This is a genomic window from Kitasatospora sp. NPDC057518, from assembly GCF_042802075.1.
In the GTDB taxonomy this organism is placed as follows: Bacteria; Actinomycetota; Actinomycetes; order Streptomycetales; family Streptomycetaceae; genus Kitasatospora.
The window spans coordinates 1-20,097 of record NZ_JBHVEU010000125.1; the positions used below are offsets into that span (position 1 = coordinate 1).

16 protein-coding genes are annotated in these 20,097 nt (G+C 74.0%); 6 read left to right on the plus strand and 10 right to left on the minus strand.

The features are described 5' to 3' along the window. Positions 1 to 51: 51 nt before the first annotated feature. The 4 genes from ACFU7Z_RS15530 to ACFU7Z_RS15545 form a co-directional block, all read right to left on the minus strand. Complete coding sequence (locus tag ACFU7Z_RS15530) at positions 52 to 1,077, minus strand: 6-phosphofructokinase (RefSeq protein WP_074004545.1); 1,026 nt, start codon at positions 1,075 to 1,077, stop codon at positions 52 to 54. A 351-nt stretch (positions 1,078 to 1,428) separates the two neighbouring features. Continuing rightward, on the minus strand, positions 1,429 to 2,157 hold the full coding sequence (locus ACFU7Z_RS15535; protein ID WP_074004546.1) for a type 1 glutamine amidotransferase: 729 nt from the start codon (positions 2,155 to 2,157) through the stop codon (positions 1,429 to 1,431). 46 nt (positions 2,158 to 2,203) lie between these two features. Further along, positions 2,204 to 3,466 (minus strand): MurT ligase domain-containing protein, encoded by a 1,263-nt coding sequence (locus ACFU7Z_RS15540; RefSeq protein ID WP_049656207.1) that lies wholly within the window; start codon positions 3,464 to 3,466, stop codon positions 2,204 to 2,206. Positions 3,467 to 3,749: 283 nt separating this feature from the next. After that, entirely contained in the window at positions 3,750 to 4,448 is a 699-nt protein-coding gene (locus tag ACFU7Z_RS15545) for a GNAT family N-acetyltransferase (protein WP_380777836.1), read from the minus strand. Between the two features lie 279 nt (positions 4,449 to 4,727). On the opposite strand from ACFU7Z_RS15545, the gene ACFU7Z_RS15550 reads away from it, so the two are divergent. The 3 genes from ACFU7Z_RS15550 to ACFU7Z_RS15560 all read left to right on the plus strand — a co-directional run bounded on the left by ACFU7Z_RS15550 (position 4,728) and on the right by ACFU7Z_RS15560 (position 9,525). Next, the gene (locus ACFU7Z_RS15550) at positions 4,728 to 8,690 is read left to right on the plus strand and encodes an amino acid adenylation domain-containing protein (protein WP_380777837.1); all 3,963 of its coding nucleotides are present in this window, start codon (positions 4,728 to 4,730) and stop codon (positions 8,688 to 8,690) included. Positions 8,691 to 8,805: 115 nt separating this feature from the next. Beyond that, positions 8,806 to 9,021 carry a hypothetical protein gene (locus tag ACFU7Z_RS15555; protein WP_049658393.1) on the plus strand — a complete coding sequence of 72 codons (216 nt, stop codon included), beginning with the start codon at positions 8,806 to 8,808 and terminating at the stop codon, positions 9,019 to 9,021. A gap of 213 nt (positions 9,022 to 9,234) precedes the next feature. After that, on the plus strand, positions 9,235 to 9,525 hold the full coding sequence (locus tag ACFU7Z_RS15560; protein ID WP_049658392.1) for a muconolactone Delta-isomerase family protein: 291 nt from the start codon (positions 9,235 to 9,237) through the stop codon (positions 9,523 to 9,525). Positions 9,526 to 9,534: 9 nt separating this feature from the next. Here the strand turns inward: ACFU7Z_RS15560 and ACFU7Z_RS15565 are convergent, their stop codons facing one another. From ACFU7Z_RS15565 to asnB, 4 genes are all read right to left on the minus strand, one after another. After that, positions 9,535 to 9,987 (minus strand): hypothetical protein, encoded by a 453-nt coding sequence (locus ACFU7Z_RS15565; protein ID WP_074004549.1) that lies wholly within the window; start codon positions 9,985 to 9,987, stop codon positions 9,535 to 9,537. Positions 9,988 to 10,113: 126 nt separating this feature from the next. Further along, complete coding sequence (locus ACFU7Z_RS15570) at positions 10,114 to 11,583, minus strand: pyridoxal phosphate-dependent decarboxylase family protein (protein ID WP_380777838.1); 1,470 nt, start codon at positions 11,581 to 11,583, stop codon at positions 10,114 to 10,116. Between the two features lie 162 nt (positions 11,584 to 11,745). After that, on the minus strand, positions 11,746 to 12,864 hold the full coding sequence (locus ACFU7Z_RS15575; protein WP_380777839.1) for a hypothetical protein: 1,119 nt from the start codon (positions 12,862 to 12,864) through the stop codon (positions 11,746 to 11,748). A 242-nt stretch (positions 12,865 to 13,106) separates the two neighbouring features. Then, on the minus strand, positions 13,107 to 14,957 hold the full coding sequence (asnB, locus tag ACFU7Z_RS15580; protein WP_074004552.1) for an asparagine synthase (glutamine-hydrolyzing): 1,851 nt from the start codon (positions 14,955 to 14,957) through the stop codon (positions 13,107 to 13,109). A gap of 216 nt (positions 14,958 to 15,173) precedes the next feature. Here asnB and ACFU7Z_RS15585 point away from each other — a divergent pair, with 216 nt between their 5' ends. Together ACFU7Z_RS15585 and glmS are read left to right on the plus strand one after the other, a co-directional pair. Next, positions 15,174 to 15,449 (plus strand): hypothetical protein, encoded by a 276-nt coding sequence (locus ACFU7Z_RS15585; protein WP_049651654.1) that lies wholly within the window; start codon positions 15,174 to 15,176, stop codon positions 15,447 to 15,449. Positions 15,450 to 15,573: 124 nt separating this feature from the next. Next, on the plus strand, positions 15,574 to 17,400 hold the full coding sequence (gene glmS / locus ACFU7Z_RS15590) for a glutamine--fructose-6-phosphate transaminase (isomerizing) (protein ID WP_049651653.1): 1,827 nt from the start codon (positions 15,574 to 15,576) through the stop codon (positions 17,398 to 17,400). Between the two features lie 111 nt (positions 17,401 to 17,511). On the opposite strand, the gene ACFU7Z_RS15595 is transcribed toward glmS, so the two are convergent. Next, positions 17,512 to 18,450 (minus strand): glutaminase, encoded by a 939-nt coding sequence (locus ACFU7Z_RS15595; protein WP_369808293.1) that lies wholly within the window; start codon positions 18,448 to 18,450, stop codon positions 17,512 to 17,514. Positions 18,451 to 18,658: 208 nt separating this feature from the next. Beyond that, positions 18,659 to 19,357, minus strand: coding sequence for a DUF3152 domain-containing protein (locus ACFU7Z_RS15600; protein ID WP_380777840.1), 699 nt, complete (start codon positions 19,355 to 19,357; stop codon positions 18,659 to 18,661). 452 nt (positions 19,358 to 19,809) lie between these two features. Here ACFU7Z_RS15600 and ACFU7Z_RS15605 point away from each other — a divergent pair, with 452 nt between their 5' ends. Further along, positions 19,810 to 20,025, plus strand: coding sequence for a heavy-metal-associated domain-containing protein (locus ACFU7Z_RS15605; protein ID WP_049651651.1), 216 nt, complete (start codon positions 19,810 to 19,812; stop codon positions 20,023 to 20,025). Positions 20,026 to 20,097 lie beyond the last annotated feature (72 nt).

Here is a 20,097-nt window from a genome sequence, read left to right on the forward strand (position 1 = left end):
CCCCCGGGCCGCGCGGGGCGGGCCGGGGGCCTCCGGGGAGGGCGGGGGCGGTCAGAGGACCGTCTCGGCCTCCAGGTAGCGGTCCTGCGGCACGGTCTTCAGCTCGGCGACCGCCTCGGCCAGCGGCACCAGGTTGATGTTGGTGCCCTGCAGCGCGGTGATGTGCCCGAAGGCGCCCTTGTGGACGGCCTCGACGGCGTGCCAGCCGAAGCGGGTGGCGAGCACCCGGTCGTAGGCGGTCGGGGTGCCGCCGCGCTGGGTGTGGCCGAGGATCACCGGGCGGGCCTCCTTGCCGAGGCGGTGCTCCAGCTCGCGGGAGAGCTGGGTGGCGATGCCGGTGAACCGCTCGTGGCCGTAGATGTCCTTGGTGCCCTCCTCCCAGTGCATGGTGCCGGGCTCGGGCTTGGCGCCCTCGGCGCAGACCACGATGGCGAACTTCTTCTGGCGGTCGAAGCGCTCGCGGACGACCTCGGTGAGCTTGTCGATGTGGAACGGGCGCTCCGGGACGACGATGGCGTGCGCGCCGGCGGCCATGCCCGCGTTCAGCGCGATCCAGCCGGTGTGCCGGCCCATGACCTCGACGACCATGACGCGCTGGTGGGACTCGGCGGTGGTCTTCAGCCGGTCCAGCGCCTCGGTGGCGACCGAGACGGCGGTGTCGAAGCCGAAGGTCACGTCGGTGGCGGCGATGTCGTTGTCGATGGTCTTGGGCACGCCGACGATCGGCAGGCCCGCGTCGCTCATCAGCTTGGCGGCCTTCAGGGTGCCCTCGCCGCCGATCGGGATGACCGCGTCCAGGCCGAGGTCGGCGCAGTACTTCTTGGCCCGTTCGACGCCGTCCCGCAGGTGGCTCGGCTGGACCCGGGAGGAACCGAGGATGGTGCCGCCCTGGGCCAGGATGCCGCTCACCGAGTCCAGGGTCAGGGGGCGGTGGTGGCCCTCAAGGAAACCGCGCCACCCGTCCTCGAACCCGATGATCTCGTCGCCGTGGTCGACCACCCCCCGGTGGACCACGGAGCGGATCACCGCGTTCAGGCCGGGGCAGTCACCGCCGCTGGTCAGCACTCCGATACGCATTAGCTTTGCAACTCCCGAGCAGAACCGAGGAACGGCCGGACTACAGGCTGGGACGACGAGCCGTCACCGTAACGGGGCGCTCCCTCGCCGTGGTGGCGGGGAGGTGGCCGCGGGGTGAAGGACCGGCCGATCCGGACAGAACGCCCGAAAACGGCCGCGAAGTCGAGCATACGGCCCCTGGTCCGGCCGGGCAGGAGCCGACGCGGGAGCGGCGCCGTCGGCGCCCCCGCGCGGAATTGCAGCCTGCTGCCGAGGAGGGTGTGCAGTAGGCAGCCCCATTGTGGTACGTCCGGGGCCGCCCGCGGACCGGGTGACCGCATGGCGGGCACCCGGCCGGGGCGTACGGATGTACTACTGGGGACGCGTCGCGGCCGCGATGCGCTCGGCGCGCAGCGCGTCGTACCAGGTGGTGTCGGCCGGCGGCAGCGCGGCGACGTCCAGCGCCAGCTTGAGCAGCATGTCGGCCACGGCGGGGTTGCGGGCCAGCACCGGGCCGTGCAGGTAGGTGCCGAACACGGTGTCCCGCCAGGCGCCCTCGGTGCCGTCACCGGTGCCGTTGCCCCGGCCGACGCTGACGGTGGCGAAGGGCTGCACGCCCTGGCCGAGATGGGTGACGCCCTGGTGGTTCTCGAAGCCGGTCAGCTGCGGCAGGCCGAGCCGGGGGTCGACGTCGGCGAGCACGTCGCCGACGCAGCGGGCGCCCTCGCCGCGGGTGGTCCAGACGTCGAGCAGGCCCAGGCCCGGCTCGCGCTCGCCGAGGTCGTTGATGAACTCGTGGCCCATGATCTGGAAACCGGCGCAGACACCGAAGATGATCGCGCCGTTCTCGGCGGCCCGCACCAGGCCGCTGTCGGCGCGCAGCCGCTCGGCGGCCAGGCGCTGCGGGCGGTCCTCGCCGCCGCCGATCAGGTAGATGTCGCCGCTGGTGGGGATCGCCTGGTCGGAGCGGACGTCGATCCGGGTCACGTTGAGGTGGCGCTGGCGGGCCCGGCGCTCCACGACCAGGGCGTTGCCCCGGTCGCCGTAGGTGCTGAGCAGGTCCGGGTAGACCCAGACCACGCGCAGGCTGCTCTCACTCATCCTCGAAGGCCTTCCGTCACGTAAAGACTGGTGTGCGGGCGCGGCATCAGCCGGCCACGACCTTCCGCAGCTGCTGGAAGGCGGTGTAGTTGGCGATGGCCTCGATCCGGCCGGGCGGGGCCATCCGGACGGCCTGCTCCAGCGTGTCGACCACGTGGAACTGGAGTCCGGCGACCTCCAGGCGGACGGCCAGGTCCAGCTTGCGCTGGCCCATCACGAAGACCGGGTGCCCGGCGAGGCGCTCGTAGTCGACGTCCCACAGCCAGGAGGTGTCGGTGCCGTCGGCGTCGAGGGCGTTGACGGAGAGGATCACCGGGGCGGGCGGGCCGTCGATCAGCGAGAAGGTCTCCAGCCAGCCGGCCGGGTTCTTGGCCAGCAGCAGGCGGATGTCCCGGCCCTGGTACTGGACCACGTCGTAGCGGCCGGCCACGGCGGCCACCGAGCGCATCCGCTCCAGGGCGACCTGCGGGGCGACGCCGAACACGGCGGCGACGGCGGCCGAGCTGGTGGCGTTGGCCAGGTTGGCCCGGCCCGGCAGCTGGAGCTGGATCGGCCAGGCGCCGCGCTGCGGGTCGATCACGTGGGTGCCCTGGAGCGCCCAGTGCGGGTTGGGCCGGCGGAAGCCGCAGTCCTGGCAGAACCAGTCGTCGCCGGGGCGCTGCATCACACCGCCGCAGGCGGGGCAGGACCAGGCGTCCTCCTTCCAGGCCTGTCCGGCGGCCACCCAGACCACCTTCTTGCAGGAGGAGGCGGCCCAGGTCACCAGCGGGTCGTCGGCGTTGGCGATGACCACGGCCTCGGTGTTCTGGAGGCCCTCGCGCCACTTCTCGGCCATCATCCGGGTCTCGGCGGCGCGGTCGAGCTGGTCGCGGGAGAGGTTGAGCAGGGCGATCGCCTTGGGGCGGGTGTCGCGGGCGACCATCGCCAGGTACTTCTCGTCGACCTCGATCACGCCGAAGCGGGCGTCGTTGCCGCCGGCCAGGGCGGAGGTGATGCCGGCGGGCATGTTGGCGCCCAGGGCGTTGGAGACCACCGGACCGGCGGCGCGCAGCGCCTCGGCGATCAGGCGGGTGGTGGTGGTCTTGCCGTTGGTCGCGCTGACCAGGACGACGTCGAGGTTCTCGGCGAGGGTGGCGAGCAGGTCGGGGTCGAGCTTGAGGGCGACCTTGCCGCCGATCACCGAGCCGCTCCCGCGCCCGGCCTTGCGCGACACGGCGGCGGCGACCCGGCCGGCGGTGACCGCGATCTTGGCGCGGGCCGGCAGCGAGGCGTCGCGTGCGCCTGTGGGCTCCGATTCGGTGCCTGCCATGCTCAGTGGTTCCTCCTTGCTGCGGCACCACCCGTGGCCGAATAACGGGCCGTCGGGCGGCGGGGACGGGGGTCAGCCTACCGACTCCGTCGCCCGACCGGACGATCCGGACCCCGTGCCGCCTGCTGCGACGCGCTCGCGGGTGCTGCTGACGGCCTGTCGGGGAGAGCGGTGTACGGAGCAGCCCCAAGGGTTCGGCTCCGAACCCCTACTGCTTTGACGACGCTCGACGACCACCGTCGGGTTCCCGACCTGCCCGGGTAAGGATCTGGTGAAGAAATGATCAGCGTCCCGGATGGTGGGCGCAGCCGGCCGGATCCCCGGCGGCCAGCGTGGCGGTGATCACCAGGGTGCCGTCCTCGGCCCGGAAGTCCAGCGGCGCGTCCAGCCGTCGCATCGCGGCGATCAGCCCGGTGTTGCCGCCCTGGGTCACCGCGTACACCGTGCGGACGCCGGCCGCCCGGGCCGTCGCCGACAGCCGCCGCAGCAGCGCCGCGCCCAGCCCGTGCCGCTGCCAGTCGTCCTCGACCAGGACGGCCAGCTCGGCCTCGCCGTCGTCCCACATCAGGTGCCCGAGCGCGAGGATCCGCCCGTCCGGGGCGGCCACCGCGTAGCTGCGGCCGTGCCGCGGGTCCAGCAGGTGGTCCAGGTAGCGGCCGGCGTCGCGGACCGGGCCGTGGTAGCGCAGCCGCAGCGCGGCGGGGGAGCAGCGCCCGTGCATCGCCAGCGCCGCCGCCCGGTCGGCCGGCCCGGACGGGCGCAGCAGCAGCCCGGTCCCATCCGGCAGGGACAGACGGGACGGGGCCTCCGGCGCCGGACCGGCGGCGCGGACGGCGGGCGGGTGCGGCCGCACGGTCCGGTACGGGCCGCCGGTGAGCGCGGGCGGCCGGGTGGCCTGGCCCTCGGGCGCCGCGCACCTGCGGTCGGACCTGCGGAAGGGCCGGTGCCAGAGCCGTTCGGGGCGAGTGCGTGATGCCTTCATGCCGCCGACGCTACCGACGGTGCGCTTCCGTTCGGTTACGTGATCGTGAACGGGCGAATGCCCGGGTGCGCGGCCGGGCGGGGTGGGACAGGGCGGGCCCCCGCCCGGGACGGCGGCACGGGTGGCCGGGACGGCATCGGCGCAGGTCGCGACCGGTGCCTCAGGCGGATGGGACAGCGGGCGGCCGACGGTGGATGGCGTTCCCCGGTGCTCCTGGTGAGCAGGAGGCCACGCCCCGTACGGCCACACCCGTACGTCCACGCACCGAAGGCCGTTTCCATGCGCGACACCCCGTCCGTCCCCACCACCGACACCACCGCCACCACCGCCGTCCCGCACGCCCGCCGGGCTCCGGTCGGCACCGCGCTCACCGGGCTGCTCGACCGGCAGGCGCGCACCCGGCCCGGCGCGCCGGCCGTCCTCGGCGCGGGCGGCGGCCTCACCTTCCAGGAGCTGGCCGGGGCCGCCCGCCGGCTGGCCGCGCGGCTGCGCCGCCTGGGCGCCGTCCCGGACGGCTGCGTCGGCCTGTACGTCGAGCCGTCCGTCGAGCTGGTCGCCGGGGCCTGGGGCGTGCTGTACGCCGGGGCCGGCTACCTGCCGCTGTCGCCGGAGTACCCCGAGGACCGGATCCGCTACATGGTCGAGGACAGCGGCACCCGGATCGTGCTGACCCAGGCGCACCTGCGCGAGCGGCTGGCCGCGCTGGTCCCGGCCGGGACCGCGGTCGTCACCTTCGAGGCCTGTGAGGACGCCGCTCCGCTGCCGGAAGCGGCGGAGGAGGCACACGAGGAAGCGCCCGAGGCGGCCGCCGAGCCGGAGTCGCTGGCCTATGTGATCTACACCTCGGGCAGCACCGGCCGCCCCAAGGGCGTGATGATCGAGCACCGCTCGGTGGTCTCCCAGCTGCGCTGGATGCGCTCCGCCGGGCACCTCGACCCCGGGACCACCGTGCTGCAGAAGACCCCGATGAGCTTCGACGCCGCGCAGTGGGAGATCCTCGCCCCGGCCGTCGGCGCCCGGGTGGCGGCCGACACGCCCGGCCTCTACCGGGACCCGGAGGCGCTGGTCGCCGCCGTCCGGCGGCACGGGGTGACCGCGCTCCAGTGCGTGCCCACCCTGCTCCGGGCGCTGCTGGACACCGAGGGCTTCGCCGACTGCACCGGCCTGACCCGGGTGTTCTCCGGCGGTGAGGCGCTCTCCCGGCGGCTCGCCCGCGACCTGGGCCGCGCCCTCCCGCAGGCGGCGCTGGTCAACCTGTACGGCCCGACCGAGTGCACCATCAACGCCACCTGGCACCTGGTCGACCCGGCCGATCCGGCCGACGGCGCCGGCTCGGTGCCGATCGGCCGACCGGTGGCCGACACCCAGTGCCACGTCCTCGACGAGGAGCTGCGGCCGGTCGCCAGTGGCGGCGTCGGCGAGCTGTACATCGGCGGCGTCCAGCTGGCCCGCGGCTACCTGAACCGGCCGGAGCTGACCGCGGAGCGGTTCGTCCGCTCCCCGTTCGCCCCCGGCGAGCGGCTGTACCGCACCGGCGACCTGGTGCGGTGGAACCCGGACGGCACCCTCCAGTTCGCCGGCCGGGTGGACAACCAGGTCAAGCTGCGCGGGTACCGGGTCGAGCTGGACGAGATCGCCCGCGCGATCGAGGAGCACACCTGGGTGCGCCGCTCGGCCGCGGTCGTCACCGGGGACGACCGCACCGGGCATCCGAACCTGGTCGCCTGCGTCGAGCTCAACCCGCGCGAGGCTGCCCTGATGGACCAGGGCAGCCACGGCGGCCACCACCAGTCCAAGGCCAGCAAGCTCCAGGTCAAGGCCCAGCTGTCCGACCCGGGCCTGCGCGACCGGGCCCGGCTGGCGGGCCGCGAGCGGGTTGAACTGCCCGGCCGGAAGGAGACCGACGCCCAGCGCCGGGAGGCCTTCGCCCGCAAGAGCTACCGCTTCTACGACGGCGGCGCGGTCACCCGGGACGACCTCACCGCGCTGCTCGCCCCGCGCCCAACCCGCACCTTCGGCCGCGACCTGGAACTGCTGAGCCTGCCCGAACTCGGCCGCGTCCTGCGGTGGTTCGGCCAGTTCCACAGCGAGGAGCGGCTGCTGCCCAAGTACGCCTACGCCTCGCCCGGCGCGCTGTACGCGACCCAGCTGTACCTGGAGACCGGCGGCCTGGACGGGCTCGCGGCCGGGTTGTACTACTACCACCCGGTCGAGCACGTCCTGGTCCGGATCGGCCCCGCCGGGGCGCGGCCGGGCCCGGAGGACGGGGCCTACCTGACGCTGCACTTCTCCGGGAAGCACGGCGCCATCGAGCCGGTCTACAAGAACAACATCCGGGAGGTGCTGGAGTTCGAGACCGGCCACATGCTGGGCGTCCTGGCGGAGGTGCTGCCCGAGTACGGGCTGGACGTGCGCCCGATCGGCCTCGACCCGGCGGCCAAGGGCCGGCTGGACGTCGCCGAGGAGGACCACTACCTGGGCGCCTTCGCGGTCGTCCGGGCCGGCGGCCCGGCGCGGGACGAGGGCACCGAGCTGTACGTCCAGGCCCACGAGGGCCGGGTGGACGGCCTGCCGGGCGGCCTCTACCGGTACGCCGACGGCGAGTTGACGCACGTCTCGGAGGAGGTGGTGGAGTCCCGGCACGTGATCGCGATCAACCAGGCCGTCTACGCCCGGGCCTCGTTCGGCATCACGGCCGTCGCCCGTGCCGAGGAGGAGTGGCTGCGGTACATCGTGCTCGGCACGGAGCTGCACCGCCTCCAGCGCAACGGCTTGGGGCTGGGCCTCATGTCCTCCGGCTACAGCTCCAAGTCCGGCCACCCGCTGCCCGCTTCGCGCCGCATCGACGAGATCCTGGCCGGCCGCGGCATCACCCCGGGACCGTCCTACTTCTTCCTCGGCGGCAAGGTGAGCGAGGAGCAGATCCGCAGCGAGGGCATGCACGAGGACACCGTCCACATGAAGGGACCGGCCGAGCTGATCAAGGACCAACTGGCCACCCTGCTGCCCGACTACATGCTGCCCAACCGGGTGCTGGTGATGGACGCCCTGCCGCTCACCGCCAACGGCAAGGTGGACCTCAAGGCGCTGGCCGCCTCCGAGGCCGTCCGCACGGCCGACGTGCGCGGCGCGTACGTCGCACCCGCCACCGGGTACGAGCGGTGGCTGGCCGAGGCCTGGGGGCGGGCGCTGGGGTACCAGGAGGTGTCGGTGACGGACGAGTTCTTCGCCGTCGGCGGGAACTCGCTGATCGCCGTCGCCCTGGTGCACCGGATCAACCGCGAGTTCGGCGTCGCGCTGCCGCTCCAGGTGCTGTTCGAGTGCCCCCGGCTGGGCGACCTGGCCGCACGCGTCGAACGGGCCTGCGGCGAGGGCGGCGAGCGCGCGGGCGGGGGCACCGGCGGGAGCGCGGCCTCCCGGCTGGTGCCGCTGCACCCGGGGGCGGCCGACCGGGCCGTGTTCTGCTGGCCCGGACTGGGCGGCTACCCGATGAACCTGCGGCCGCTCGGCCGGGAAGCGAGTGCGGGCCGGGCCTTCTACGGTGTCCAGGCGCACGGCGTCAACCCGGGCGAGACGCCGTACCCGACCATCCGGGAGATGGCCGCCGCCGACGTCGCCGAGCTGCGCCGGGTGCAGCCGCGGGGGCCGTACACGCTGTGGGGCTTCTCCTTCGGCGCCCGGGTCGCCTTCGAGGCGGCCTGGCAGCTGGAGCGCGCCGGGCAGCGGGTGGAGCGGCTGCTGCTGATCTGCCCTGGCAACCCGAAGGTGCGCCGGGACGATGCCCGGTCGTGGGGCCGTGAGGCCTCGTACGCCAACCCGGCGTACCTGACCATCCTGTTCGGGGTGTTCGCCGGCCGGATCAGCGGCCCCGATCTGGAGCGCTGCCTGGCCGAGACGGTGGACGAGGCGACCTTCGTCGCCTCCGTGCACCGGATGCTGCCGGAGCTGGACGAGGAGCTGATCCGGCGGATCACCGGGATCGTCGGCGAGACCTACGAGTTCGAGTACAGCTTCCGCGAGCTCGCCGAGCGGCGGTTGGAGGCGCCGGTGACCGTCTTCAAGGCCGCGGGTGACGACTACTCGTTCATCGAGGGCAGCACCGGTTACTCGGCGGCCCCGTCCACCGTGGTCGACCTGGCGGGCGACCACTACGGGGTGCTGCGGGAGCACGGGGTGGCCGAGCTGGCCGCCGCGATCCGGGAGGTGGAACGGACGGGCCCCGGGGAGCCCCTGGGCCGCTGATCGGATGATGTGGACACGCTCACGGATGGCTCAGGATCCGTGAGCGGGGGAGCCCCTTCGGATAGGGATGGCTCGGCTTTTCCGCCGATCCCGTCTCCTCCGAAGGGGCTTTCCGATGTCCGTGAAGAACTCCGCACTGGCCACCGCCTGTTGCGCCCTGCTGCTCGCCCTGCCGCTCGCCCTCGCCCAGTCGGCCGCCGCCGACAGCAACGGCCCCAAGACGCCCGAGGAGGCCGCCACCTGCCACCAGGTGCTCGGCGCCCTGCTCGGCGGCTTCGGGCCGATGCTCGGCGAGGCCGTCTGCGTCGTGCAGCCGGCCGACAAGGGCTGACGCCTCCCGGGAATCCGCCGGCGGTGGCCGCCCTCCTCGGGCCGCCGCCGGCGGAGCCGGATCCCGGGCCCGCGCCGGGTGCGGGGCCGCCGGAGGCCGGCTCCGGATTCGCCCGGCCGGCCCACCGGGCGCGGGCCGGTCGTGGCGGCGGTCGGGTGCCGGGCCGACGATGAGGGGGCGGGGGCGGGGCGGGGGAGAGAAGGGAGCAGGACCGTGCAGGAGTTCCTGGTCGAGATCACCACCAGCGTCCCCGAGGGCACCGCTGAGGAGGAGGTCGACCGGCGGCGCGCCGCCGAGGCCGTCCGCGCCCGCGAGCTGGCCGCCACTGGCCACCTGGCCAGGCTGTGGCGCCCGGTCGGCGAACGGCGCAGCATCGGCGTCTGGCGGGCGGCCGACGAGGCCCGGCTGCGCGCGGAGGTGCTCGGCAGCCTCCCGCTGCGGCCGTGGATGACCGTCGTGGTGACCCCGCTCGAACCGCACCCCAACGACCCGGGCCCGGCCTGAGGCGACGGCTCAGGCGATGCGGGTCGGCGCGTCCTGGAGGGTGTGGCCGGTGGCGGTCAGCAGCGTCGTCAGGACGGCCGGGGTCACCGGGTGCTCGGTGCGGAGGTAGAGCTCGTCGGCGGCGGGGTGGGGGTGGACGGAGAGCAGGGTGATCCGGTGGTCGGCGAGCGTCGTGCGGGTGTGGGCGAGGGCCGTGGTGCGCACCCGCCAGAGCGCGACCGGGGGCGGGGCGTGCGGTGACCACCAGCTGTGGAGCAGGGCGGTGGCCAGCAGGGCGAGCGCGGAGGCGGCCACGACGACCGGGCCGTCCGGGCCGTGGACGACGATCTTGGCGATGAGGTCGGCCGCCGTGACGGAGAGGAAGACGGCGGCGAGTTCGACGGTGTCACGGCGCCAGCGGTGGGTGCGGCGGGCACCGGGGCCGGCGGGGGCACGGAGGGGAGAGGGCTTCGAATGCTCCATGCCACCACCGTGCCCGACCGGTGTTTCCCGGTCGGGCATGCGTCGTGACCGGCCGGTTACGGTCCGCGCCGGGGTGTTACGGGAGGAACGCGCGGGGCCGAGTCGGGAGGCCGGGCCGCCGGTGGTCTAGCCGAGCAGGTCGCGGGCCGCGGCCTTGACCTCGGCGAGCAGGAGGTGGAGGTCGGCCTCCGTCGTGGCGGCGTTGAGGAGGCAGGCGCGGAGCAGCTCGGCGCCGTCCAGGCGGGCGCCGGTGACGAAGACCCGGCCGCGCCGCTGGACGGCGGCGGGGAGGTCGCGGTTGAGGGCGTCGCGGGCGGCCCCGTCCCGGCCGGGGGCGCGGTGGCGGAACGCCACGATCGAGGTCTGCACCTCGGCGAGCAGCTCCAACTCCTCGTCCGCTTCGACGAGTTCGCCGAGCCGGCGGGCCAGGGCGGTGCACCGGGCGATGTCCCGGGCGAGCCCGGCCCGGCCCTTGTGGGCGATGGTGGCCCAGACCTTGAGGGCCCGGAAGGGGCGGGTCTGCTCGGTGCCGTACTCGGAGAACCAGCCGAGCGCGCCGGCCGACTCGTCGCGCAGGTAGGACGGGACGAGGCTGAAGGTGCCGCGCAGTTCCTCGGTGTCGCGGACCAGCGCGCAGCCGCAGTCGACCGGGACGCCGAGCCACTTGTGCGGGTCGAGGGCGAGCGAGTCGGCGCGCTCCAGCCCGGCGTAGCGGTGGGCGATGGCCGGGTCGAGCCGGCCGAAGGCGCCGTACGCGCCGTCCACGTGCATCCAGAGGCCCTGCTCCTCGCAGAGGTCGGCGATCGGGCCGAACCCGTCCACCGCGCCGGCGCCGACGGTGCCGGCCGAGGCGACCACCAGGAAGGGCAGCAGGCCGGCCGCGCGGTCGCGCTCGACGGCCGCTCGCAGGTCGGCGGTGTCCAGCCGGCCGTCGGGGCCGGTGGCCACGGTGCGCAGCTGCCGGCTGCCGAGGCCGAGCAGCTCGGCGGCCTTGCGGACGCAGGAGTGGGTCTCGCCGGTGACGTAGCCGACCAGCGGCGGCAGGCCCGCCAGGCCCTCCTCGCGGACGTCCCGGCCGGCCCGCCGGGCGGCGCGGCTGCGGGCGGCGGCGAGGCAGACGATGGTCGCCATCGAGGTGCCGGAGGTGAGCAGGCCGCCGCCGGCCGGGTGCGGGAAGCCGACCAGTTCGGCTATCCAGCGGACCACGGCGCGCTCCAGGTGGACGTCGGCGTGGTCGCCGCCGGCCGAGCTGGGGTTCATCGCGGAGGCGGCGAGGGTGGCGAGCACCCCGGCGGGGGCGGGGGCGGAGTTGACCCAGCCGAAGAAGCGCGGGTTGCCGTTGCCCATCGGGTACGGCAGGACGTCCCGTCCGATGGCGCCGATCAGCTCGTCGAGCGGGCGGCCCTCGGTGGGCAGCGGGGCGTCGAGCAGGGCCCGGCGGGCGGTCTCGTCCATGGGCTGCCAGACCGGGCGTCCGGGCAGGTCGGCGAGGTAGTCGGAGACGAGGTCGGCGGTGGCGTGGGCGGCACGGCGGAAGTCGGCGTCGGTGACGTCGGTGCCGGTGAAGTCGGTGCCGGGGGAGTCCTCGGTGGTCATGGCGTGCTCCAGGGAGGCCGGGGGACGGGCTGGGCGAGGCGCGGCGTCCTTGGCGCACCCGGGTCAGGCGATGATCGGGTGATCCTACGCAAGCAGGCCCGCACCGTGCGGTGCGAGCCTGCTTGCTGAGACCCGGGGGCGTCGGTCCGGGGGACCGGGGCGTCAGTCCAGCGAGCTGGACAGGCCGCTCGCCGAGCGGCAGTAGCCCTGCATCTCCTTGTTGGTGATCTTGGCGCAGAGCCGTCCGGCCGCGCCCCCGTCGGTGTAGTTGACCGTGTAGTAGCTGACCAGGCCCTCGGCGCAGGCCTTGCGCTGCCAGCCGTCGGCGGCGGTCGCGCACTGCTCGGACGCCCAGTCCTCGCGGTCCAGGTTGTACTTCATGGTGCGCGAGCCGACACCGCGGCTGCAGTCCACCGCCCCGCCGCTGGCCTTGCCGTTGAGGCACCACTTGAGGGCCTCGGCGTAGACCTCGGGGTGGTTCGGGTAGTCGTGCGAGGAGAGGAAGAAGGTCGGGGCGTAGAAGAAGCAGGCCGACTGGAACAGCGAGGGCTGGTCCTTGCACGGGTAGAGCGGGTCCTGGGCGAGCTTGTCGGCGGGCAGGTTGGCCTTGGCCTGCTCGTCCTCCTCGTCCGGGCCGAAGAGCTGCATGAACAGGCCCTCGGAGCAGCGGATCCGGTTCTGGTCGGAGGGGAACTTGTTGCACAGGTCGCGCGCCTTGGCGACGTCCTGCTTGGCGACGAACATGGTGCCGTGGCCGACGCCGTGGATGCAGGGCCCGGAGTTCTTGGGCGCGCAGAGCTTGAGCAGGTCCGTCTCGGGCTGGGTGGAGGCGTTGAGCATCTCCTCGACCGCGCCGTGCAGGTAGCCGGCCGCGCAGGTCTCGTGCGGGAAGGAGATGACCTTCTGGAAGTCGGCGTTGAAGCGCTTGACCGCCGCGTGGCCGAGCTCGTGCGCGATCGGGTGGCAGAAGCGCACGGTGTACGGCTTCTCCTTGGTGATCTTGTCGAGGTCGGCCAGGGCGACACCGGGGTCGGTGGCGTCCATCTCGGCCATCACCTTGTTGCGCAGCGTGGAGCGGGTCCACACGGCGGGGTCGCCGGTCGGGGTGGCGCTCGCGGGGCCGGCCGCGGCCGGCCGGGCGCCGGCGGCGGGGGCCCCGGGGGCGACGGCGGTCAGGGACGCGGTGGCCGCCGCGGGCGACCAGTCGGTGACGGCCACCGACCCCAGGCCCAGGACGCCCAGGAGCAGGGCGGTGAGAATCGCGAAGACTCGCGGCTGCATGACGGGATCCCCCGGCGGATCGAGGTGAACGTTTCGCTCCCATCCTGACGGCACGTGAGCGGTAAGCCGCGATTTCGCCCGCCATTCGGGAGGTGTCGGCGACGCTATCGCACCGTGGGACCTCCGGGCCCGGCGGGATGGTTCCGCACAATCACCCGGACGGAGTACGGGGGCGCGGGCGTCGCCGGGTGCGCCGTTCGGGTGGCGGCACCCGCGCCCCACACGTGTTCAGGCCCCGGCGGTCAGAGCTCCAACGTCACCCGGTACTCCGTCAGCCAGGCGTCGAAGTCCAGCGCGAGGTCGACGGCCAGCCGGACGGACTGCGGGTCGGTGTCCGGGGCGAGCGCGTCGGCGAGGCGCCGCCGGTCGAGCAGGTCCAGGGCCGGGGAGGTGCGCTCGACGGCCAGCCGGGCCAGTTCGGCGCGCAGCTTCGCCGGGTAGTGCGGGTCGGTGGTGACCGGGTACGGGCTCTTCGCCCGCTCGGCGACCGCGGCCGGCAGCACGTCCCGGACGGCGGCGCGCAGCAGGCTCTTCTCCCGCCCGTCGAAGGACTTCATCGCCCACGGGGCGTTGAAGACGTACTGGACCAGCCGGTGGTCGCAGAACGGCACCCGCACCTCCAGGCCGTTGGCCATGCTCATCCGGTCCTTGCGGTCGAGCAGGATGCAGACGAAGCGGGTCAGGTTGAGGTACGAGATCTCGCGCATCCGCCGTTCGAGCGGATCCGCCTCCGGCAGGTGCGGGACCTCGGCGACCGCCTCGCGGTAGCGGGCCCTGCGGTAGCCGTCCAGGTCGAGCTTGCGGAGCAGTTCGGCGTCCAGGAGGTGCTCGCGCGGGGTGGCTCCGCCGCCGGCGATGCCGGTGAGGCCGAGCGCCCAGGGGAAGTCGTCGACGGCGATGGTGGCCGGGTCGTGGAACCAGCGGTAGCCGCCGAAGAGCTCGTCCGCGGACTCGCCGGACAGCGCGACGGTGGAGTGGCGGCGCACGCCCCGGAAGAGCAGCAGCAGCGAGGTGTCCATGTCGCCGACGCCGTTGGGCAGGTCACGGGCGCGCAGCACGACGGAGCGCCGGGCCGGGTCCGTCAGGTCGGCCGCGTCCAGCTCGACGACGCTGTGGTTGGCGCCGACGTGGTCGGCGAGCAGCCGGGCGAACGGGCCGTCCTGGGTCTGCCGGACGTCGTTGGCGTTGAAGGTCTCGCTCTGCCCGGCGAAGCCGACGGAGAAGGAGCGCACCGGGCCGGCCCCGGCCGCGCCCAGGGTCCGGGCGGCCAGGGCGGTGACGGCGCTGGAGTCTAGGCCGCCGGAGAGCAGCGAGCAGAGCGGGACGTCCGCCTCCAGCTGACGGTGCACGATGTCGTCCAGCAGGGCCCGGACGGTGGCGACCGTGGCCTCCAGGCTGTCGCGGTGCTCGCGCGCCTCCAGCGCCCAGTAGCGGCGGACCGAGAGGCCCTCGCGGCGCACCCGCACGACGTGCCCGGGCCGGACCTCGTGGATGTCCCGGTACGGGGTGAGCCCCGGGGTGCGGGCGTAGCCGAGCAGTTCGCGCAGCCCGTCCAGGTCCACCACCGGGCGGACGGCGGGGTGGGCGAACAGGGCCTTGACCTCGGAGCCGAAGACCACGCCGTCCGGGGTGCGGTGGTAGTACAGGGGTTTGACGCCCATCCGGTCGCGGACCAGCAGCAGCTCCTCGCGCCGGATGTCCCAGACCGCGAAGGCGAACATGCCGTTGAGCCGCTCGGCCAGGTGCTCGCCCCACTCCAGGTAGGCGCGCAGCACGACCTCGGTGTCGCTGCGGGTACGGAAGCGGTGCCCGGCCGCCTCCAGTTCCGCGCGCAGTTCGCGGTGGTTGTAGACCTCGCCGCTGTAGGTGAGCACGGCCAGCGTCCGGCCGTCGTGCTCGACCGTCATCGGTTGGACGCCGCCCGCGATGTCGATCACCGCGAGCCGGCGGTGGCCGAGCACGGCGTGCGGCTCCAGGTGGACGCCGCCGGCGTCCGGGCCGCGGCGGGCCTGGGTGGCCGTCATCGCGTCGATGACCCCCCGTTCGGCGGTGAGGTCGCGCTCGAACGCGACCCATCCGGTGATCCCGCACATCAGCAAGCCTCCGGTCTTCCGCTTCGTGTTCAGGGGGTCACGCTACGTGCGGAGTTGGCGCCGCTTCAAGGGGCTTTCGGGAACGGGGGCGAACGGGTGGCCGTTCGACGGCCGAATGTGAAGGAGTCGTGGATGTAGTCTGAAAGTCGTAATGTCTGCCCGATTTCGGGCAGAAACTTTGGCTTCGGCGGCCGGCCCGACCTAGGCTCCACACTCGTGCCGAGCTCACCCCACCCCCACGAAGACCTCCTCGCCCACCTCACCCGGACCAGCCCGCTCGGGCCCCGGGAGGCGGCGCGGGTCGTGGCGGAGGTGCTGGCGTACTTCTCCGAGAGCACCGAGGAGTACGTGCGCCGCCGCCACACCGAGCTCCAGGCACGCGGTCTGACCAACGAGCGGATCTTCGCCCGGCTCACCGAGGAGCTGCCGCAGCGCCGGGTCTCGGCGCCGGAGCTCTCGGCCCGCCAGCTGCGGCGGATCGTCTACGGCTGAGGCGGCCGAGGCGGCCGAGCGCCCGTCGCCCTCATCGCGCTCGCTGCCCACCGCCCTCGCTGCCCTCAGCGGGCTGACCGCTCTCGTTCCCGACCTTCCGAAGACTTCGAAGAGGAGACCACGCATGTGCGGAATCGTGGCCTACATCGGCCCCAAGGACGCGACCCCCTTCCTGCTGGAGGGGCTGGCGCGGCTGGAGTACCGCGGCTACGACTCGGCCGGTGTCGCCGTCACCGGGCGCAGCGGCGGGATCAAGCTCCGCAAGGTGAAGGGCCGGGTCGCCGACCTGGCCGCGGCCGTACCGGCCCGGTTCAAGGGCACCACCGGCATCGGCCACACCCGCTGGGCCACCCACGGCGTCCCCAGTGACGCCAACGCGCACCCGCACCTGGACAACGCCGAGCGGATCGCCGTCGTCCACAACGGCATCATCGAGAACGCCGACGAGCTGCGCGCCAAGCTCGCCGCCGACGGCGCGGTGTTCCGCTCCGAGACCGACACCGAGGTGCTCGCCCACCTGATCGCCGCGAACGTGGCCGAGGGCGTCGAGCTGGAGGACGCGGTGCGGGCCGCGCTCGGCCGGGTGGTCGGCACCTACGGCATCGCGGTGCTCGACGCCGAGCGGCCGGACCGGATCGTCGTCGCCCGCAACGGCAGCCCGATCGTGCTGGGCATCGGCGAGAAGGAGATGTTCGCCGCCTCGGACGTCTCCGCGCTGGTCCGCTACACCCGCCAGGTCGTCCACCTGGAGGACGGCGAGCTGGCCACCGTCCGGGCCGACGGCTTCCGGACCTTCACCGAGGACGCCCGCACCACGCACCGCCAGCCGTCCACCGTGGACTGGGAGGTCGACTCCTACGACACCGGCGGCTTCGAGCACTTCCTGCTCAAGGAGATCCACGAGCAGCCCGGCTCGGTCGAGCGCACCCTGAGCGGCCGGCTCGACGAGCGCTTCGCCACCGCGCACCTCGGCGGCCTCAACCTGGACGCCCGGGAGCTGCGCGAGATCCGCCGGGTGAAGATCCTCGGCTGCGGATCGGCCTACTACGCGGGCGAGATGGGCGCGCAGCTGATCGAGGAGCTGGCCCGGATCCCCGCGCACAGCGAGCCGGCCTCCGAGTTCCGCTACCGGAACCCGGTGATCGAGGCGGACACCCTGTACGTCGCGGTCAGCCAGTCCGGCGAGACCTACGACACGCTGGCCGCCGTCCAGGAGGTCAAGCGCAAGGGCGGCCGGGTGCTCGGCGTCGTCAACACGGTGGGCAGTGCTATCGCCCGAGAGTGTGACGGCGGTATCTACCTGCACGCCGGTCCGGAGGTCTCGGTCGCCTCCACCAAGGCGTTCACCTCCACCGTGGTCGCCTTCGCGTTGCTCGCCCTGCACTTCGGGCGCATCCACGACCTGTCGCCCGCCGACGGGCGCCGGATCGTTTCTGCGCTCAAGGCGCTGCCCGACCAGATCCGCGAGGTGCTGGAGCAGAGCGAGGCCATCGCCGGACTCGCCGCCGAGTACGCCGACTCCGCGGGCATGATGTTCATCGGCCGGGTGCGCGGCTACCCGGTGGCCCGCGAGGGCGCGCAGAAGCTCAAGGAGATCTCCTACGTGCACGCCGAGGCCTACCCGGCGAGCGAGCTCAAGCACGGCCCGCTGGCGCTGATCAGCCCCGAACTGCCCACCGTGGCACTGGTTCCGGACGACGAGCTGCTGGACAAGAACCTCACCACGCTGGGCGAGATCAAGGCCCGCTCCGGGCGGGTCATCGCCGTCGGCCACCGGCGGCCCGAGGAGAAGCTCGCGGACCACTGCATCCTGGTGCCCAAGAGCGAGCCCGAGCTGGACCCGCTGCTGCTCAACATCCCGCTCCAGCTGCTCGCCTACCACGCCGCCGTCGCCCTGGGGCGGGACGTGGACAAGCCGCGCAACCTCGCGAAGAGCGTGACGGTGGAGTAGTCCCCCGGAGCCTCGGGGGAGGGCGTCCTCGGAGCGGAGGGCGCTCGTCACGGACCCGCGGGTCCCGGTCGCTGTGCGGACGGCCGGGGCCCGCGTTCCGCTGTCCGCGGGTCAGAAGACCGAGCAGCCGGACAGGGTGGTCAGGGTGTCCAGGGCGGCGACCGCGGCGACGGAGTTGCCGGCCTGGTCCAGGCGCGGGCCCCAGGCGCAGACGGCGGCGCGGCCGGGGAGTATCGCGAGAATGCCGCCGCCGACGCCGCTCTTGCCGGGCAGGCCCACACGGAACGCGAACTCGCCGGCGGCGTCGTAGGTGCCGCAGGTGAGTAGGACGGCGTTGATCCGCTTGGTCTCGCTGCGGGACATCAGCCGGGTGCCGTCGGCGCGCACGCCGTACCGGGCGAGGAAGGAGCCGGCCAGCACCAGGTCGCGGCAGCTGGTCGCGACGGCGCAGTGGGCGTAGTAGTGCTCCAGGACGGTCTCGACCGGGTTCTCCAGGTTGCCGTGGCTGGCGATGAAGTGGGCCAGCGCGGCGTTGCGGTGGCCGTGCTCGGCCTCCGAGGCGGCGACCACCGGGTCGGTGTCCAGCAGCGGGTTGCCGGACTCGCGGCGCAGGAACTCCCGTACCGCGCCCGAGGCGTCGCCGGTCATGGTGTGGAGCCGGTCGGTGACCACCAGGGCGCCCGCGTTGATGAACGGGTTGCGCGGGATGCCGTGCTCGGTCTCCAGCTGCACCAGGGAGTTGAATGGGTTGCCGGACGGCTCGCGGCCGACGCCCTGCCAGAGGGTGTCACCGCCGTAGGCCACCGCGAGGGCGAGCGAGAACAGCTTCGAGACGCTCTGGACGGAGAACGGCCGCTGCCAGTCCCCGACACCGTGCAGCTCCCCCTCGACGGTGGCGACGGCCATGCCGAAGGCCTCCGGGTCGGCGGTGGCGAGGGCCGGGATGTAGTCGGCGACCCGGCCCCGGCCCGTGGTCGCCCGGGCGGCCGCCTCGGCGGCCTCCAGCAGGACCGGCCAGTCCAGGTACTCCCCGCCGGGCACACCGTTCAACGCTTCTCCTCCACCGGCACCGACTGGGAACACGACCGGGACCGGGCGCGCGGTGCGGGTGCGTCCGGTCCGACCAGGATTATCCGTGTTTCGGGCGGGTGGGTCGGGAGGGGGGTGGGTGGTTCGCCCCGTGCGGTGTCGTGAGGCCGTCGGTGCCGGGTTGTGCCGCTCGGCGGTGTGCGGCGGCGTGAGGCGGCGTGCGGGCCGGCTACGGGGCGTTGGTGGGGGCCTGGACGGGCGGGCCGGTGAGCAGGGTGCCGGTGTCCGAGTACGGCCAGCCGTTGGGGACGCAGCCGTGCAGCCCCTTGATCTGCTGCATCATCACCGGCGCCGGGGCGCCCGGGCCGGGGCAGTCGACGTGGCCGTTGCCGAGGATGTGGCCGACCTCGTGGTTGACGGCCAGCGCGTGGTACTGCTCGGGCCTGCCCTGGTAGAACTCGGACAACTCGGTCCAGCGGGTGAGGTTGACGACCACCTGGTGGGTGACGCCGCAGTTCACCCAGCCGCCGGTGTCCAGCCCGTACTGGCCGCAGATCCGGTCGGTGGACTTCGGGGTGGCCAGGTAGACGGTGAAGTCCACCGGGTCGGTGGGCATCCGCTGGAACGAGGCCGTGCCGCCGGCCGCCCAGCCGTGCCGGACGTCGCCGAGGACCGCGTCCACCTCGGCGGCGAACTGCGCCGGGCTCTCCGCGATCCCGTCCTCCACCCGCACCTTGTAGCGGTACAGGTGCTCGCCGGTGCCGAAGCGGGCGGAGCCGCCCGGCGCGGTGGTGAACGCCAGCCGGTCACCGTCCCCGCCGCTCCACGGCTGCCACCAGAGCAGCCCGGCGGTCAGCGCCGCGACCAGCGCGAGGGCGGGCAGAGCGTGCCGGGGCTTCCAGCGGCGCAGCCGCGCGGGCGCCCTCACCGGCCCGCTCCCGCCGCGGCCAGATGGCCGTACACGCCGCGCAGGGCGGCGTGGGCCATCAGGAGGGCGGTGGTGTCCGGTCGGGCGTGGGTCGGGGCCAGGGTGGACATGGCGGAAGTGCTCCAGGACGGGATCGGCGGGCCGGGGCGGCCGATCGGCGACCGGGCCGTCGCCCGGTCGTGCGAAAGGGTGGTACCTGGAGGAACGGGGCGGGGTGCGGCGGCGGTTCAGGGCGCCTTCGCGGTACGGGACGCCTTCGCGGTTCGGGCGGTGGCGTGCGCCACGGTGCCGGCCCCTGTCGGACGGGAGGCCCGGGTGGTTCCCGGAACCGCTCGATGGTGTCACCCCGGCGGCGTGTCCCTGGGCGGCGCCGTCGGATTCGGGTGTCGTAGGGCGGGTCGATCCGTCCGGGTCGGCCCTGTCCCGAGCGAGCTGCCATCGGAGGCGCCGTCATGTCCACCACCGCTGTTTTCACCGTCGACGGCATGAGCTGCGGCCACTGCGAGAAGACGGTCAGCGCCGGCCTCGCCGTCCTGCCGGGCGTCACCGACGTCAGTGCCGACGCGCCGAGCGGCCGGGTCACCGTGGCCTCCGCGCAGCCGCTGGACGAGGCCCTGGTCCGCCGCGTCGTCGACGGGGCCGGGTTCACCTTCGTCGGGCAGGCCTGAGGGCGGTTCCGGGGAGGGGCGGTCCGGGGGTGCGGTGCAGGGGGGCGCGGGGCCCGGCGACTGCTGTCGACC

What these genes read in the sequence shown, in the direction of transcription:
- ACFU7Z_RS15530 (WP_074004545.1), bottom strand. Translation starts at nt 1,077, where the DNA reads ATGCGTATCGGAGTGCTGACCAGCGGCGGTGACTGCCCCGGCCTGAAC.
- ACFU7Z_RS15535 (WP_074004546.1), bottom strand. Translation starts at nt 2,157, where the DNA reads ATGAGTGAGAGCAGCCTGCGCGTGGTCTGGGTCTACCCGGACCTGCTC.
- ACFU7Z_RS15540 (WP_049656207.1), bottom strand. Translation starts at nt 3,466, where the DNA reads ATGGCAGGCACCGAATCGGAGCCCACAGGCGCACGCGACGCCTCGCTG.
- ACFU7Z_RS15545 (WP_380777836.1), bottom strand. Translation starts at nt 4,448, where the DNA reads ATGAAGGCATCACGCACTCGCCCCGAACGGCTCTGGCACCGGCCCTTC.
- ACFU7Z_RS15550 (WP_380777837.1), top strand. Translation starts at nt 4,728, where the DNA reads ATGCGCGACACCCCGTCCGTCCCCACCACCGACACCACCGCCACCACC.
- ACFU7Z_RS15555 (WP_049658393.1), top strand. Translation starts at nt 8,806, where the DNA reads ATGTCCGTGAAGAACTCCGCACTGGCCACCGCCTGTTGCGCCCTGCTG.
- ACFU7Z_RS15565 (WP_074004549.1), bottom strand. Translation starts at nt 9,987, where the DNA reads ATGGAGCATTCGAAGCCCTCTCCCCTCCGTGCCCCCGCCGGCCCCGGT.
- ACFU7Z_RS15570 (WP_380777838.1), bottom strand. Translation starts at nt 11,583, where the DNA reads ATGACCACCGAGGACTCCCCCGGCACCGACTTCACCGGCACCGACGTC.
- ACFU7Z_RS15575 (WP_380777839.1), bottom strand. Translation starts at nt 12,864, where the DNA reads ATGCAGCCGCGAGTCTTCGCGATTCTCACCGCCCTGCTCCTGGGCGTC.
- asnB (WP_074004552.1), bottom strand. Translation starts at nt 14,957, where the DNA reads ATGTGCGGGATCACCGGATGGGTCGCGTTCGAGCGCGACCTCACCGCC.
- glmS (WP_049651653.1), top strand. Translation starts at nt 15,574, where the DNA reads ATGTGCGGAATCGTGGCCTACATCGGCCCCAAGGACGCGACCCCCTTC.
- ACFU7Z_RS15605 (WP_049651651.1), top strand. Translation starts at nt 19,810, where the DNA reads ATGTCCACCACCGCTGTTTTCACCGTCGACGGCATGAGCTGCGGCCAC.